Below are 16,080 nucleotides of genomic sequence, written 5' to 3'. Positions count from 1 at the left end.
TAAGTTTTATAGCTAATTAGAAATAAACACGAGCGTATGCATAAGCATCTTGTGCTGCTTCACCAAAGTTGCCTTCCAATGCAAAAATAACAGAACTTGTTGGTTTGAAATTAACACCTAACGTCCCCCAAATTCGCTCTTTACCCCATGAGAATTCACTATCAGGCGAAACACCATAAGTGCTGTTAATATCCCAAATTTCATATTCTTCGTAATTTAATGAACCAGTAAATTCAACTTTTTTATTTAAAGTGTAACGAGCTGAAACTAATCCACCTTGATTCTTAAGTGTTTGGTAATTGTTATAAGAGCTTGTTTTTTCAAAGCTATTACTAATAGAAATAACCGTGCTCGTTTGTGCAATATCTTCATTTTCAATATAACCATTTAAACCGATAGCGAAATCATCCGTAATGTAGGCACGTAGGCCTAAAGAGAAAAGTTTTTGCCCTCCGTACTTAGAAATACCTTCTGAGCCACTGCGTGCTTCAGCCCCAATCACCACATCAACATAATCACTGAAGTAACCAACATAACCATTAATAATGTCGCCTAATTCAGAGCCAGATGAACTTTCACCTTCATAAGAATAAGAAAGGCCCATTTTAAAATCAGAAAAAGAACCTTCATATTTAATCGTATTTTCTTGATCGCCAGCTTCGCCAGTTTCAACCGTTGTATCGAAAGTAAAGTCTCCATATTTATCGTAATCATCTAATGCGGTGTCGGTTAATCCGACTTCAATTGCATGATTTTTATAAAACTTATAGCCGATAAATAATTTATCTATTGTTAATTCCAAATCACCTGAGCCGTATGCCCAATTTTCACGTTCATAATCAACCTCTAATCGGTAATAAATATCCTCGTATTCACCTTTCAGGCCCAGTGTTGCAAAACTGTCATCGATATATGATTTATCATCCGTATAAAATTCACCATATTCATAATCGGCACCAATATGTCCACCGACACCGACTTCACCATAGACTTTCAGATTGTCACCATTTTCTTTTTCATAAATGGTTGCGGCTTGTGCCGTAGCCCCGGCCAAAATGGTTGATAGTGCGATGCATAGCGTTGATTTTTTTAACATTTTATAATCCTTAATTGAATGTTATTTGTCTTAATGTATTACTATAATTAGGTATTACTAATAATTTAAATGAATTTTTAAAGCTCGATAACCATAATGCGTATGAAATTATCATGCGTTTATGACAGTTATATGTAACTGATTAATTGATACTTTTTATTATTAAATATTGATTGGAATTTATCTTTATTAAATAAATCATTCATTTTTAGGTATGAAATCAGCAATATTAATCGGCGAGTTTTGTTGGATAAAATCCTTTAAAACTTCCGCATCGACATAACCGGTATTAACATAAGAGGAATGCTCAGAGAGCTTTGGATAACCATCGCCACCAGCAGCATTAAATGATGGAACGGTAAAACGATAAGTACGATTTAAATCAATCGGTTTATCACCAATAACAATATTGCTAACCTGCATGTCAGCAACCGTCATTGTAATACCTGAAAATTGTGCATAAGCACCAGAATCTTTGCTTTTTGTTGCAACCTGATTAAGGTAACTAACCACTTCAACTCCTGTCATATCGACATAAGTGATCGTATTGGCAAACGGTTGTACCGTTAAAACACTTTTATAAGAAATATCACCCGCTTCAATCGAAGCACGAATACCGCCAGAATTCATAACAGAAAAATCAGCTTGAGCACGTTGCATGTGGGCTGTAGCAATCAAGCGACCTAAGTTAGTTTGATTATTACGAACAACTTTTCGCTCTCCTTGTAGTAATCCATTACTACTACCAATCACAATATTTAAAGCCGCCTGTCCTTCTTCTTGGAATGGTTTTAGTGTGTTGAATACGGTTTCATTTTGTTGGATTTCATCTTGAATAAACACACGTGTTTTATTACCGTCAGCGTCTGTTACTTTTTTCTTTAAATTAACAGGAATAAGATTGTAAGACTGTAGTTCAAGCTCGCCATTTTTAAATGTGTAATCCGCACGCCCTACATATTTACCCCATTCATGTGCTTGTGCAATATAGGTTCCATTTTGGATATCCGGTTTACAGGTTTGTCCTGCTTTAAAGTCTGCATATACATTCACACCTTCCATACAAACAGGTTCTTGAGAATGGCCACCTACGATCATATCGAGAGAACCTTCATCAAGGTAACGCGCTAATTGAACATCGCCCGGTGCATTCGACCCGTTGTCACCATTTAAATAATGCCCCATGTGTGTAGCTGCAATAATGATATCAGGATTATATTTGGCTTTAAGTTCAGCAATCACCAATTTAGCTTCGACTTTGGGGTCAGTAAATTGCATATCTTTAATGAATTCTGGATTACCAATTTTAACAGTGTCTTCTGTGGTTAAACCAATAACAGCGACTTTAACGCCATCTTTATCAAAGATTTTGTAAGCATCAAACATACGTTTACCATCTTTGTATATATTGGCAGCAAGAAAGGGAAAATTTGCCCAATCCGCTTGCTTAGCAAGTACATCCAAAGGATTATCAAATTCATGGTTACCGACCGCCATCGCATCATAACCAATCATATTCATGCCAATAAAATCAGGTTCAGCATCTAAAAGATCTGACTCTGGTACACCAGTATTAATATCTCCACCAGACAGTAACAATACAGAACCACCAGCAGACTCGACTTCAGCACGGATATGATTAACTAACGTTGCACGTGCAGCCATGCCACGCTCACCATATTTATTCTGCCAAAAGTGTCCGTGGTTATCATTGGTATGAAGAATAGTGAGGTTATATTCTTTATCTTGCAGCCATTTTTGCTGAGTGGTGGTGGTCGATGAGAGAGTTGAACATCCGGTCAATATTAGAGACGCAATGCTCGCCACAATGAAGCGTTTATTATTCATAGATCTAATCCTTTAAATTCAATAAATAGTCTTATATGATCACATGTTTATGTGACTTTTATATTACAAATAATCCATTTTTCAATACACCATCTTATAAATGACAATAGAAATCAATAGCAAGTAATCTTATTTCATATTATTTAATTGCTCTTTTTTGGTGCTAATAATGCCCTTCTTTGAAGATATTGCACAGTCTAAAGGCATGATTTTATTTGTTAAGTAAGCACTATCAAAGACAAGGGGGCACCTACATATTGACCAAAAGGTCAGTAATTGCTCTGTATTGGTGCTCTCTCTTTTTTTAAGATTTTACAAAAAACATAAAAATGACCTTTGATTCATAAAAAAGTTATGAGAAATGTAAAAAAATAACAATATTCAGACAAATTCAATGAGGTATTTTAAATAGAGGAATGATGAACAAGCTATAAAAAAGAAGTTAATGGCGTATACATATCCGTGACCATTCAAGGAGCGAAATTCAGTAAGCGGTGATGCGAAAAGATGCTAGGCAGAAAGAGGAAGATCTAACGGATTAAATCGACATTTTGTAACAACAAAGGTGTTTACTTCAAAGCTTATACCAATGGAATTAAATAAGTGATCAGAAATTGCGCAGGAAAAATTAACACTAATAAGGCGTGAGTTGTAGGAGATAGTTGTTCTCACTTCAAAACTCACAACGCAGTTAGGGGGGATTTTAACCAGCAAGAATGATCTCCTTATTAATTCTTTTGGTATTACCCTCTGGTCCGTTAGCTTGAACGGTAATGGGTATCGAATGTGTTTTATTGAATAAAGTAGCCAATACCTGTTAGAGGGTTTCAAAATTAAGTTATTTTAAATGAAAGTGATTGCACTTGATTAATTACAAGTGCAATTTAATAAACTATTTATTGATTTGTAGCTGGCAAGAAGTCTTTAATAATTTCATATAAACGAGGACGTTTCACAGCGATATCTTCTGCTGACAACCCTTCTAACGAATGTGGATATTTTAACCAAGCATCTGTTTCATGTAGATAATAATCAGGCACACGATCTGTTTGATTACGTGAAGGCTTGTAATAAGGCACTGCAATTCTGACATCTTCTGGCATATTCAATCTGGTTTTTCTATGTAGCTCTTTAATAATAGCTTCGATAGAGCGGCCCGTATCATAAACATCATCAACTAATAATAACTTATCATGGTGCTGAAGGTTCTTAACTAAGTAGTTTAAACCGTGCACTTTAACTTCTTTCTGCTGTTGATCAATTGCAGCAGCATACGAAGATGTTCTAATCGCGATATGATCAGATTGAATACCGTGAACAGCGAGAAATTCCTGAACCGCTATACCAATTGGTGCTCCACCACGCCAAACAGCAACAATAAAAGTAGGTTTAAAGTCACTATCTAGAATATTACGAGCTAATGCATAAGAATCTTCTAATAGGTTTTGCGCAGTTAAATATTGTTTATCAGCCATGTTAGTTCCAAGTAAAAACATTAAAGATAGTGCCACTAAAGATTGAATAAAAATCTTCTTTATGTTCTAATTTTTTGATTCAAAATCCTGCAAACATAACATATTAAATGGGTGATTTCTTGGCTAAATATGGTGAAAAAATATTTTTAGATGAAGATACGTTAATCGAGGAGTCATTTCAGCTAGCAACGCAAATTATGGCTAGTGACTTTAAACCAACCTTTATTGTGGGTTTATGGCGCGGCGGTAGTTCAGTTGGTATCTATGTACAAGAATGTTTACAGACCCTCGGTGTACAAACCGACCATATTTCTATTCGAACGTCATACGGTGGTGTTGATAGTTATCATCAACAAGCTGATGGCGATCAACCTATCCATGTACACGGATTAACTTATTTAGTTAAAAAGTTAAATGCTGATGATAAGTTACTGATCGTTGATGACATGTACCGTTCAGGAAAAAATGCAGATGCGGTGATTAACGAACTCAAAGCAAGGCTTAAACGTAATATGCCTGCTGATGTGAGAATTGCAACGGTCTGGAAGAAAGCATCATTACCTGAAAATAGCGGTCCAGATTATTTTGTGAATGCGACTGATGACTGGGTCGTTTTTCCCTATGAATTACAAGGTTTGTCACTTGAAGAGATTCAGCAACATAAATCATTTGCTTATCCTTCTATTAACCCTGAATTATTTATTAAAAGTTAAAAGTAAATAATTGAAAATAAATCATTAAAAGTGAATCATTAAAAATAAGAAAAATGCTGATTGCTACTCTACTATTGAGAACGGTTATCAGCAATATTGTAGAAAATAGGTTATAGAAAATAGATTGTAGGCTTAATGTTTTATGCCAATGGGATTAAATAAGTGATCAGAGATTGCGCAGGAAAAATTAACACTAATAAGGCGTGAGTTGTAGGAGATAGTTGTTCTCACTTCAAAACTCGCAACGCAGTTAGGGGTGATTTTAACCAGCAAGAATGATCACCTTATTAATTCTTTTGGTATTATTACTATGCTTAACCTAACTTGCTTAAAGTTTAACCTCTCAACGCAGGCCCTAAAAAAGTCTCTACACATAAATCCTGAAACCTTAGTAACCAGTCTACTCACTCTTCTTTCTAGCATGTTTATATTTATACATCTGTGTATCTGCTTCAGCTAATAATGCATCAATCGTTTCATGCTTTTTATGGTCAAATTCTGCTATTCCAAATGAAAATGAGACATCTAACGCAGGTTCTTTCTGTTCTAGATAGGACTGTAACGTCATTTCAAACTGATCAATAACCTTTTTCGCCTCTGTCATTGAAGTGCTGCTCAATAACACAACAAACTCATCTCCACCTAACCTCGCAATAATATCTGATTCTCTAAAAGAGCCACTTAATAATGTTGAAAATGTACTTAGAACAAGGTCACCCGTCGCATGGCCAAAATTATCATTAATTGCTTTAAACTTATCTAAATCTAAATAAGCTAACGTGACGGGGAATTCATTTCTAACGCTTAAACTTAATGTATTGTGCGCCATAGAAAGGAAACCTCGTCTGTTTAACAGGCCAGTCAGGTCATCATGCGTTGCTATTTGTACAGCAGACAGTTCTAAAGCAACCGTCGCAGCAAGATCTTTTAGTGCAGCGATATCTTCATTATTAAAAGTCCGTTCAATATGATCAACAAGGCATAATGTGCCTAAACGGTAGCCATTCACGGTTAGCGGGCAACCTGCATAAAATTCAGCATAAGGCTCCTCAACAACCATCGGGTTATCAAAAAAACGTTCATCTTTACTAGCGGCTGGAATAATAAAAACGTCATCACCTAATATCGCATGGCCACAGAAAGAGATTTCTCGAGAAGCTTCACTAATATCTAAGCCAATACAAGATTTAAACCATTGGCGACTTTCATCGACTAATGAAATCAATGCAATAGGCACATTAAACATTCTTTTCGCCATACGCGTAATACGATCGAAGCGTTCTTCGGCAACGGTATCAAGTACATTAATAGATTTGAGCACTTTAAGACGTTCTTTTTCATTTAATGGAATATCTGCTTGTTTCATAAATAGCCCTGATATTAATTTAAATATTTACTTCGACCGTAAAGCCGAAATCATACTGAAATCAAAAATAACCACATAATTTTTCTTTTCTATACCGTCTTTTATACACAGTCTTTCTTTTATAATTTTAGTATAAAATAAAAGTATTGGTACAACCATAACACCTCTACTTTAATGATGGTAAGTTAAATATGACCCATTCATTAAAACTAATGATAAATCACTTTTCTTAATTGATTACTACCCTAAGACTAAAAGAGCATAGTAAAAACAATAGTATACCCATATACTAATTTTTATAGGCCACTCCAACTAATAAGCCAGAAAAGCTTATACTTTCTATTTTTATGAACCTAATTTCAATTTAACAAAGGAATAACGTATGAAGGATATTAACTTCCCATTTCTTAAACATACTGGCGCTTCATTAAAAGGCTTCTCTAAAGGTGAAGCAGAAGTAGAGTTACATGTAAAACCTTACCATTTACAGCATAAAGGCTTTGTACATGGAGGTGTAATATCGACGTTAATGGATAATACAGGTTGGTATGCTGCGGTTTCTGGACTTGAGGATGGCTTTACTGCGGTGACAATGGAAATAAAGATAAACTATTTAAAACCTGCATTAGGGAAATACTTGTTAGCTTCAGCATCGATTAAACGCCAAGGACGCACTACTTCATTTGTAACCATAGAATTGCATGATGAAGGCTCCCTCATTGCTTATGCAACAGGTACTTATGCAATTATTAATGATGAATAAAATAGGTAGGAATTAATTAAAACAGAGATAAAAGTAAAATAAATAATAAAGTTCAAGGTCATCGGGCCTTGCATATCAACTTATCATTTCACGTGTTCTTTTAAGGAATTGATAGCATTTACTTTTTAAGAGCTTGTTTTTTTTAAGTCCTTTATTTTCAAATAATACTGCCCCCCTTTAGCTGCAGTATCATTACTCATCATATTAACTGAACAACTTAAATAACCATGATGTTCAATAAGATATTATTTAAAACGGATCACTACATCCATTTTTGTCGACATAGTCGCACTCAACGTTTGCTTTTTATCTGTTGCTAAAATAACCATACCGTTATGTTTTGCGATATTTTTAAATAGGTTATTCAAGTCAAACCCATTATCACGTTCGTGTGAATTTTTTACTTCAGTTTTTTTATCAAACAAGAGATCTGAGTTTTCAAACAACAATATATTTCTACTAATACGTGCTTCTGTAAACAGCTCAGCAACAGCACTTTCAGATGCTTTTTCGATAATTGCCGTTGTATGTTGCACTGTACTTTTTGTATACGATGTTAAGTCAGCAGAGACTGCTGCTAAATCACTTTCATTAGCGCCATTAAACGTAATTAAAAAACGTGTTTTATGGTTTGCAATTTGTGGCATATCATTTAAAAAACGGTGATAGCTCTTGCTTTGGTAATCTACTATTAACATTTATTTTCCTATTTAAACTCATTATTTTTTCTCCCAGTATTCTAACAGTTTATTATGAAAAAGGTTCACAACTCTTTCACATTAATAGATTCATATAACGTGCATTCAAATCTGCTTTTAATTGTGGATACTTTTGCAGTAATTCGATGAGTCGTTCCCTTGCTTTTTCTCTTTGTTCTGTTGCTAATAAACCATCTATTTTATTAAAGGTTGTGGTCACTTCTAAAGCCCCTTCAGGTGTCATTTCGCTTATTGATTTCACTTTATTTAATTGCCTAATTTCAGTGTCCGATGATGCTGATGGCAAGGTTGAATCAGCCATAATACTCGACACTTCTTTTTTACTCCGTTTTTCGATGTTCACCTTCTGTTTAATGCTTTTTTTAAGTGAATTCTTGACGGGTTGCTCAGTCGATTTAATCGATGAAAGCCCAGTCGCTTCATTTTCCATTAATTGATTAGTCGCTTGTTCATTTACGTTGTCAGCAGGTTCATGGAATGAATCACTGTTATGTAGGTATAGCATTGTGACTAGCACCAATGAAGCCGCTGTTGAAAGCTGCCCATACCAAGTTTGATATAGCGCTGGTTTTTTTATAGGGATAGCAGACGTCAAAGTGGGTTGACTCTTTGTTTCTATTGGTATTGTTGCTAATGCTAATATTTTAGCATCTAGTTCAGCACTCGGCTTTTCAGTTGAACCTTCACTATAAAACCTTGTAATATCATGGTCAGTATATTTATCACTCATTATACTCTCCCCATTTTATGCATTAGACAATGCTTTAACTTATTGATGCCATAACGAATCCGACTTTTAACGCCTTCGCTTGACTCCCCAACTAACTTAGCAATCTCATTGAGTGTGAAACCAGATTCGTGCTTCAATAAAAAGGCTTCTTTTTGTTGTCGAGGTAATTGCTTCAAACACCACCTTAAATGGCTTGCTTGCTGCGACAGGTGTAATTGTTCATCAATGGTTTTTTGTTGTTGATCAGCTAAGTGCCCTACTTCTGCTTCATTAGTGGCTTCAGTTCTTTTATCTTCAACATTCAATGCAATCACTTTATTTTCAGTTGTATTACGACGGTAATGGTCAATTAATTCATTATGCGCAATACGATATAACCAAGTAGTAAATTTACTGCTGACTTGGTAAGTTGAACGCGCTTTAATCAACTTACTCCACACATTTTGGTAAAGTTCTTCAGCTAATTCAGGTGTAGCACTTTGCCTTAAAAAATAGCGATATAAACTATCTTTATGGCGAGTGTACAAATCAGTAAAAGCTTGTATATCGCCCTGTGCATATTGCAGCATTAAGCTTTCATCAACGATCTCTGTCATAAGTCCCTTTACTGTACTTTTACCTGATGGCTTTTACTTAAATACCTTTATTTAAGGTATTTTAAGTTTGAATAATGCTATTTGAGGTGCTTTACTGCAATGCTTGTGCTGTACGTACTAATTGAATAAATTCAGCACGATAGCCAAAGTGGTCTTCACCTTTATTCTCGATGGCTAAATCTATGCAATCCTGATATTGCCATTGGACCGTATATTTTGCACCTTTAAGTAATTGCGTAAATCCAGCAACCGCAGCCGAAAACTGAAAGTCCTTACTGGTGGACCTATTTAACTCTTGAGCAAAAATAGGCTGGCTGATTAATTGGCTAATATCACTATTAGGCTGCTTATAACGTACCTTAACAAAGGCGAGTTCTTGATTATTTAATGTTGACGGTTTCTCTTTACTATTACGCTTAGTTTGAGAATTAAAATCCTGATAACGTAAATCGTCTATTTGTTTATTATTAGCCCCGACTAAAGTGACTTCATAAAGAGCCGTTACCGTATGACCGGCTCCCAGTTCAGCGGCATCTACTTTATCATTATTAAAATCTTCATTCGCTAATAAGCGGTTTTGATATCCAATCAATCGATACTCTGCAACTTGTTGAGGGTTAAATTCAACTTGGATTTTCACATCTTTAGCGATAATTTGCATGGTACTCGTCAGCTCATCCACTAATACTTTACGTGCTTCATTAATGGTATCAATATAAGCATGTTGACCATTACCAATATTTGCTAATTGTTCCATCAAACCATCATTATAATTGCCTTGACCAAAACCTAAGGTTGTTAATGCGATACCAGTTTGACGTTTTTTAGCAATTAACGCCTTAAGTTTATCAATCGATTGCGTACCGACATTAAAGTCGCCATCGGTTGCTAAAATCACTCTATTTACTCCCCCCTTTTTAAAGTTCTTTTCAGCAATTTGGTAAGCAAGTTCAATCCCTTGTGCACCGTTGGTTGAACCACCAGCAGATAACTGGTTAAGCGCTTGAGTGATTATTTGATGGTTATTACCAGATGTTGCAGGCAAAACGACACCAGCAGCGCCTGCATAAACGACAATGGCAACAGAATCATCTTCATCAAGTTGTTTTGTTAGCATCGTAAGGCTTGATGTCAGAAGTGGTAATTTATCAGGGGCATTCATGGATCCTGAGACATCTAATAAAAAAACTAAATTAGCAGATTTTAAATCTACTTTTGCCACCTCGAATCCTTTGATACCAATTTTAACTAGTTGTCGTTGCTCATTCCAAGGTGCATTACCGACTTCAGTATGCACTTTAAAAGGAACGTCTATATTGGTAGGAGAAGCATAATTGTAATTAAAATAGTTGATGAACGCTTCCTCTCTCACTGCATCATTGGGAGGTAGCTTGCCATTGTTTAAAAAACGACGGCTATTACTATAACTGCCTGTATCAACATCAATTGAAAAAGTAGAAACGGGATCGACACTCACTTGTTTAATAGGGTTTGATAACGAAGATAAATAATGTTCTCGATCTTCAGTTGTGCTGAAAGCAGGTAATTCAACAGGCAAAGACTCATTAACTATAAAATGGTTAGCTAACGAGGAAGGCTTTGTCCGTGCCATTTTTTTTGTTGAAGCGGTGCGAGCAATATGCAGCTCTTTTGATTGTAAAACATGATGATTTTTTAACGCACTTTGATAAACATCGCCCTGCTCTTGTTGGGATTGTCCAACTATTATTTGTTTTTGTGCGCCTTCATTAATGACGTCATTAACAACGTCGACTTTAATTTGTTTATCTTTTTGTTTATTTTTTTCAGCACCGCTTTGATTGCAAGCCGTTAAACTAGTTAACACCAGTAAACTAAGCATTGTTAACTTATATTTCGAATGAGAGCCCGCTTTTAAATCAAATGTAGCATTCGCTGTGTTTATTAATGCAGTCGTTGAACGAGAGGAAATAGAATTAGGAATGTTATTCATAAAATCACCTTTTAAATAAAACAGTATTGTTACTGCTATAAACGGATGACTTAATAAAGTGGGGTTAAAAGATAGTTAAAATTATTTATATCATTCATTATTTAAAAGTATTTTTCATATTAATAATACATAAAAGGATTTAATACGAATAAAAATCACTTGTCTGTTATCATCTTCCGTCTTTTTATATTGTGGAATATTGTTATGAATTCAATTTCGCCGACTCGCTCTCCCTTTGCCTCCATTATATTAGTTTTAGGCATTTTATTGATAGCAGCCAACTTACGCGGCCCAATAACAGGTATTGGCCCAGTGTTGGATCAAGTCATTGATAGCTTTCAACTAACCTCTTCTCAAGCGGGCATGCTCACCACATTACCATTACTCGCATTTGCTATCGCCTCACCTATGGCAACAACTTTAGCTAAAAAACAGGGTCTTGAAATATCACTGTTTATTGCATTGGTATTAATTGGTTTAGGGTTAAGTACACGCTTGGTTGATTCAGTAATTGTCCTTTATGTTGGCACAGCCGTGATTGGTGTGGGTATTGCGATTGGTAACGTTTTATTACCGAGTTTAATTAAGCGAGATTTCCCACATAAAGTGGCAGTGATGACATCCGCTTATGTGTTATCAATGGGTGTTTTTGCTGGTAGTTATTCGGCTTTATTAATTCCATTGGCAGCTTACAAAGACCTTGGTTGGCAAGTTGCGTTAGCTTGTTACGGCTTAATTACTTTATTTAGCCTGATTATTTGGCTACCACAATTAAAACAACATACTAAACCGACTAAAGATCTGACTCAGTCACATACCAAAGGTAAGATTTGGCATCATCCCATCGCATGGCACGTTACTTTATGCCTTGGTCTCAATTCATTTTTTACTTATGTGATGATTGCATGGCTACCGAATATATTAATGGAAGGTGGGCATAATGCGCAACAAGCAGGTGTATTACATGGTGCGTTTCAAATGGCCTCTGCACTGCCGGGAATTATACTAATACCCTTGTTATCAAAACTAAAAGATCAACGAATACTCGCGCTATCGTTAGCGATTTTAGGCTTTATTTGTGCTTTAGGATTATTGTACTTCCCTCACTTTGCGTTTATTTGGTCAACAACGTTAGGTTTTTGTGCCGGTGCTATTTTCATTTTAGGTTTATCTTACATAAGCTTACGTACTCATCATTCTGGACAAGCGGCTTCGTTATCAGGAATGGCACAATGTGTTGGCTACTTACTAGCCGCTATCGGTCCGATGCTTGCCGGTGCTTTACATTCACATTTTGACAGTTGGGCGCCTGTATTGTGGTTATGTGCTTTAGCCAGTTTATTGTGTGGTGTTTTTGGTTATTTAGGTGGACGGAATATTAGTTTAAGTGAAGATGCATAAGTACCTGAATAACTAATGCTACGCTAAACTAGAAAAATGATAAGACAGGAAAAGTAATAATATAAAAATAGCTAAGACGCAATGAAAGTTAATAAACGATAATTGATAATTGATAATTGATAATTAACAGTACTAGTACTCAGCTATTTTTAATTAAAAGCTATTCAAAACACACAGTCGAAGTTAGTGGCATTAATAAAAAAGCTTAACTATTTTGGGGCAGTCGGTGCGGTATCAAATGCAGTAATTGAATTCAACTCTTTAAGCCATGGGGCTGCAGAACGACACCATATTTGTGCTTTAGGTGTTAATTGTTCTCGTTGTTTGATTGCCCCAATACGTAAACCATATATTTTATCGCCATCACCTACCGATGTTGCATAAAGTGTTGTACCACAGTTTTCGCAAAAGCCCTGTGCTCGCTTATTACCACTTTCTGCGGTTTTTACATATTCTTTAGGCTTTCCTGCAGTAAAAACCACGCTATTGGGCAAAGACATCACCGCAATACGAAAAGGTCCACTAGACATTTCTTGGCAATCAGAGCAATGACAACCTACTACTTTATTTTCATCTACTTCAGCAGTGTATTCAATTTCACCACAATGGCATTGACCATTAATTTTCATAAAAATCCTAATTAATCTAACGATTAAATATTTTATTTAATAAAGCGAGAGAGTTTTAACTCGATTTCTTTAATAAAATAAACCATGTACCCCTGCAACACCAGCAAAAACAGCCACCAAACTAATTGAGAGTAAAATTGTGTGCATTAGTTGTAAATAATGAAATGCCCTTTCACTGTTTTTCTGTGCTTGTTGATGAAACCATTTATGTAAGAATAAAGGTTCCAGTACAAATAAAACCAACATAAATAGCATCCAAATAAAGAGCATTAAGTGTATCCACCATTGCATCGATGCCCACCCATTCAAGACGTACAACATATAAAAGCCAGTCAACCCCGTCACTAACGTTGTTAACTTAGCTTGAAAACTAAATTGATGTTCTAGCGTCTCAAATAAGCTTAATCTATTCTCGGTAGAAGGATTCTTTCTAATGGCGGGAATTAATACTGTAGCAACAAAAGCTACACCACCAATCCAAAGCACAACAGCGACAACATGTAATGCACGAGCGATAACAAAGTAATGATGTTCCATATAAAGCGCCTTACATTTACGCTTAACGTTATGCCCTATAAACCGATTAATCGATTAATCGATTCGAAAAGTAGAAGCACAACTTATTAACGCGAATAAAGTAAATAAAATAAAAGTGATAAGGCGTGATATAACGTCGACATCAACCTTTCTTCTATTATATTAAGCTTTATTTTATATTGAACTTTGTTCTACATTAACTTTTGTTCTTTAAGCCACTCCATTACTTTAATTGATCCCAACGAACAAAGGGATTTGTCTTCGTAATCAATAAATTGAATTTCTTCTATTTCTGCTGCTGGGGCTAAACGCCCTCTGAATTCAGCAAAATAACAAGTTAATTTAACAATAACGTCGTCAGCATGACCGTCTGCCTTTGCTTTAAAAGTAGCTGCGTATCTAATCGACTCAGGTATTAAATCAATAGAGATTTCTTCTTTAATTTCGCGTATTAATGCCGCTTCATCTGATTCGTCTAACTCACGCTTTCCACCAGGAAGATAAAAAAGTGTTTTATTTATAGAGCGAGCATTTAATAACTTGCCCTCGTAAATATATAACCAAGCTAACTTATCAATTTCTTTTTTCATAACCATCCCAAAATATAACTATCACGTTCAAATATCCTTATTAACTTAGCTTTTTCTACTCATTCCTGCTGATATTGCTAAGGCACTGCCTAATACAATAAACACGCTACCAACCGTTCGATTAACAAATATCATCGTGCTTGGCTTTGTTAGTAGAGGGCTTATTTTTGCGCCTAACCCTGCGTACATAAACATGGAAGTGCAATCTATAAAAAACCAAGTACAAGCCAGTACGGCATATTGTTCAATTTGAGGGAAGTCCGCATTCATAAAGCTAGGGAATAATGCAATAAAAAATAATAGGTCTTTAGGGTTACTGATCCCCACCATAAAGCCTTTTCTAAATAATAAGTAAGCAGAATAAGTGATAAGTGTGTTATTTTGATCGGCCTCTACTTCAGGCTCGGTGCGAAATATTGATGTTGTCTCATCGTGATGGTCTACAGCCTTTTCTCTCCAAGCACTCCATCCTAGATATAATAAATACCCTGCACCCAACATTTTAATCACAAAGAAAAGTGTTTCAGAAGCGGTGAGAATAGCGCCAAGCCCAACAGCAGAAAGTGTCATCAGCAATAATGCAGCAATAGCCCCACCCAAAATGGTAGGAAGTGTTTTTTTGTTACCGAATTTAACACCATCGGAAATACATAATAGCGCGGAAGGGCCGGGACTAAATATCAGTACGCTAATAACACTGACATAAACTAGCCAAGTACTTAATTCCATTTATTTAACTCCATTATCTAACTTAATCTTTATTGTTGTTCTTGTACTTATTACTGCTCTAAATTTACACGTAACTTTATTTGTAGTTTTATTTGTAGTTTTATACTACTTATGTAAATGAATTTATAGTGAAAAATATGTATAGACAAAAATAATGTTGTCTATGATTTAATACAAAGTATTAAAGAACTCAATACTTTGCATTACTTTTATCGTTGAACCTTTAAAACCGTTTCAGCTTAACCACTTTCGTTCAAGCCCCCAGAGCTTAATAAGTAAACACTGAGAGCTATTTTTACGAATAGTTAGGAAATAGTCTTTACGAATAAGTACCACGGATCGGGTAATCGTTCTCAGGAGCTTTAATAAATTCAAGCCCGCCTGCTAATACACCTATTTCAGGTCGAGCAAGCGGACCATTTGAAATATCAAGCACTTGCACTTGGCCTTGTTCATTGATAACAAATAGCCCAGGTTCAGCAAATACATGGTCAGTTTCTTTCTCTGAACGAGGATTAGAAAGATACAGTCCTAAAGTTTGCATTTGTTCGATGCTTAAACCGTAATAGATAGGGAAGCTTATCTCTAAATCGACTAAATGCATTTCAAGTTGCGCTTTACTATCCGCCGATACTGCGACAATCTCAACACCGTTCGCCGTAATTCTTTCTTTATATGTTTCAAGTAAATTAAGGTATTTAGTGCATAAAGGGCAATGTTTACCACGATAAACTACAACCATTTTCCAATCTGCATCTTCAGATATTTTGCTCAGATCAGCTTCGACGCCATCAAGACCTTTCACTAAGATAGATGGAAACACTGAACCTGCTGCAATTGCTGAATGTGTCATTATATTTACTCCTGATTTATATTGAAAAAATTAAAATAAGCACATCATTAAGGGTGTGTTTAC

Annotated in this window: 16 protein-coding genes; 3 read left to right on the top strand and 13 right to left on the bottom strand. The window is 35.6% G+C overall.

Annotated elements, in window-relative coordinates:
- Window positions 1–16 precede the first annotated feature (16 nt).
- The 3 genes from SP041_RS02415 to SP041_RS02405 form a co-directional block, all read right to left on the bottom strand.
- The gene (locus SP041_RS02415; protein ID WP_025565295.1) at window positions 17–1,096 is read right to left on the bottom strand and encodes a porin; all 1,080 of its coding nucleotides are present in this window, start codon (window positions 1,094–1,096) and stop codon (window positions 17–19) included.
- Window positions 1,097–1,294: 198 nt separating this feature from the next.
- Complete coding sequence (gene ushA, locus SP041_RS02410; RefSeq protein ID WP_025565296.1) at window positions 1,295–2,944, bottom strand: bifunctional UDP-sugar hydrolase/5'-nucleotidase UshA; 1,650 nt, start codon at window positions 2,942–2,944, stop codon at window positions 1,295–1,297.
- An 896-nt stretch (window positions 2,945–3,840) separates the two neighbouring features.
- Window positions 3,841–4,419 carry a phosphoribosyltransferase family protein gene (locus SP041_RS02405; protein ID WP_025565954.1) on the bottom strand — a complete coding sequence of 193 codons (579 nt, stop codon included), beginning with the start codon at window positions 4,417–4,419 and terminating at the stop codon, window positions 3,841–3,843.
- Between the two features lie 119 nt (window positions 4,420–4,538).
- On the opposite strand from SP041_RS02405, the gene SP041_RS02400 reads away from it, so the two are divergent.
- Window positions 4,539–5,132: a phosphoribosyltransferase family protein gene (locus SP041_RS02400; RefSeq protein WP_025565955.1), complete on the top strand. Its 594-nt coding sequence runs from the start codon at window positions 4,539–4,541 to the stop codon at window positions 5,130–5,132.
- Between the two features lie 400 nt (window positions 5,133–5,532).
- On the opposite strand, the gene SP041_RS02395 is transcribed toward SP041_RS02400, so the two are convergent.
- Window positions 5,533–6,498 (bottom strand): sensor domain-containing diguanylate cyclase, encoded by a 966-nt coding sequence (locus tag SP041_RS02395; protein ID WP_025562264.1) that lies wholly within the window; start codon window positions 6,496–6,498, stop codon window positions 5,533–5,535.
- A gap of 382 nt (window positions 6,499–6,880) precedes the next feature.
- Here SP041_RS02395 and SP041_RS02390 point away from each other — a divergent pair, with 382 nt between their 5' ends.
- A complete protein-coding gene (locus tag SP041_RS02390; RefSeq protein WP_025562265.1) occupies window positions 6,881–7,261 on the top strand; it encodes a PaaI family thioesterase in 381 nt (126 codons plus the stop codon).
- A gap of 245 nt (window positions 7,262–7,506) precedes the next feature.
- Here the strand turns inward: SP041_RS02390 and SP041_RS02385 are convergent, their stop codons facing one another.
- From SP041_RS02385 to SP041_RS02370, 4 genes are all read right to left on the bottom strand, one after another.
- Window positions 7,507–7,959, bottom strand: a complete 453-nt coding sequence (locus SP041_RS02385; RefSeq protein WP_025562266.1) for an AAA family ATPase — start codon at window positions 7,957–7,959, stop codon at window positions 7,507–7,509.
- 76 nt (window positions 7,960–8,035) lie between these two features.
- Window positions 8,036–8,710, bottom strand: a complete 675-nt coding sequence (locus SP041_RS02380) for a hypothetical protein (RefSeq protein WP_025562267.1) — start codon at window positions 8,708–8,710, stop codon at window positions 8,036–8,038.
- On the bottom strand, window positions 8,710–9,306 hold the full coding sequence (locus SP041_RS02375; protein WP_025562268.1) for a sigma-70 family RNA polymerase sigma factor: 597 nt from the start codon (window positions 9,304–9,306) through the stop codon (window positions 8,710–8,712). The genes SP041_RS02380 and SP041_RS02375 overlap by 1 nt, the downstream gene beginning before the upstream one ends.
- Before the next feature lie 91 nt (window positions 9,307–9,397).
- Window positions 9,398–11,278 carry a VWA domain-containing protein gene (locus SP041_RS02370; RefSeq protein WP_025562269.1) on the bottom strand — a complete coding sequence of 627 codons (1,881 nt, stop codon included), beginning with the start codon at window positions 11,276–11,278 and terminating at the stop codon, window positions 9,398–9,400.
- Window positions 11,279–11,482: 204 nt separating this feature from the next.
- Here SP041_RS02370 and SP041_RS02365 point away from each other — a divergent pair, with 204 nt between their 5' ends.
- The gene (locus SP041_RS02365; protein ID WP_025562270.1) at window positions 11,483–12,679 is read left to right on the top strand and encodes an MFS transporter; all 1,197 of its coding nucleotides are present in this window, start codon (window positions 11,483–11,485) and stop codon (window positions 12,677–12,679) included.
- A gap of 209 nt (window positions 12,680–12,888) precedes the next feature.
- Here SP041_RS02365 and SP041_RS02360 read toward each other — a convergent pair whose 3' ends face one another.
- From SP041_RS02360 to SP041_RS02340, 5 genes are all read right to left on the bottom strand, one after another.
- Window positions 12,889–13,308, bottom strand: a complete 420-nt coding sequence (locus tag SP041_RS02360) for a GFA family protein (protein WP_025562271.1) — start codon at window positions 13,306–13,308, stop codon at window positions 12,889–12,891.
- 69 nt (window positions 13,309–13,377) lie between these two features.
- On the bottom strand, window positions 13,378–13,845 hold the full coding sequence (locus tag SP041_RS02355) for a membrane protein (RefSeq protein ID WP_025562272.1): 468 nt from the start codon (window positions 13,843–13,845) through the stop codon (window positions 13,378–13,380).
- A 191-nt stretch (window positions 13,846–14,036) separates the two neighbouring features.
- Window positions 14,037–14,435: an NUDIX domain-containing protein gene (locus tag SP041_RS02350; protein ID WP_025562273.1), complete on the bottom strand. Its 399-nt coding sequence runs from the start codon at window positions 14,433–14,435 to the stop codon at window positions 14,037–14,039.
- Window positions 14,436–14,480: 45 nt separating this feature from the next.
- Window positions 14,481–15,164 (bottom strand): LysE family translocator, encoded by a 684-nt coding sequence (locus SP041_RS02345; RefSeq protein WP_025562274.1) that lies wholly within the window; start codon window positions 15,162–15,164, stop codon window positions 14,481–14,483.
- A gap of 319 nt (window positions 15,165–15,483) precedes the next feature.
- The gene (locus SP041_RS02340; protein ID WP_025562275.1) at window positions 15,484–16,017 is read right to left on the bottom strand and encodes a redoxin domain-containing protein; all 534 of its coding nucleotides are present in this window, start codon (window positions 16,015–16,017) and stop codon (window positions 15,484–15,486) included.
- Window positions 16,018–16,080 lie beyond the last annotated feature (63 nt).

This window comes from Psychromonas sp. SP041 (assembly GCF_000470315.2).
Taxonomy (GTDB): domain Bacteria; phylum Pseudomonadota; class Gammaproteobacteria; order Enterobacterales; family Psychromonadaceae; genus Psychromonas.
The sequence above is the reverse complement of the archived record's forward strand: the minus strand, read 5'-3'. Positions and strand labels throughout refer to the sequence as shown.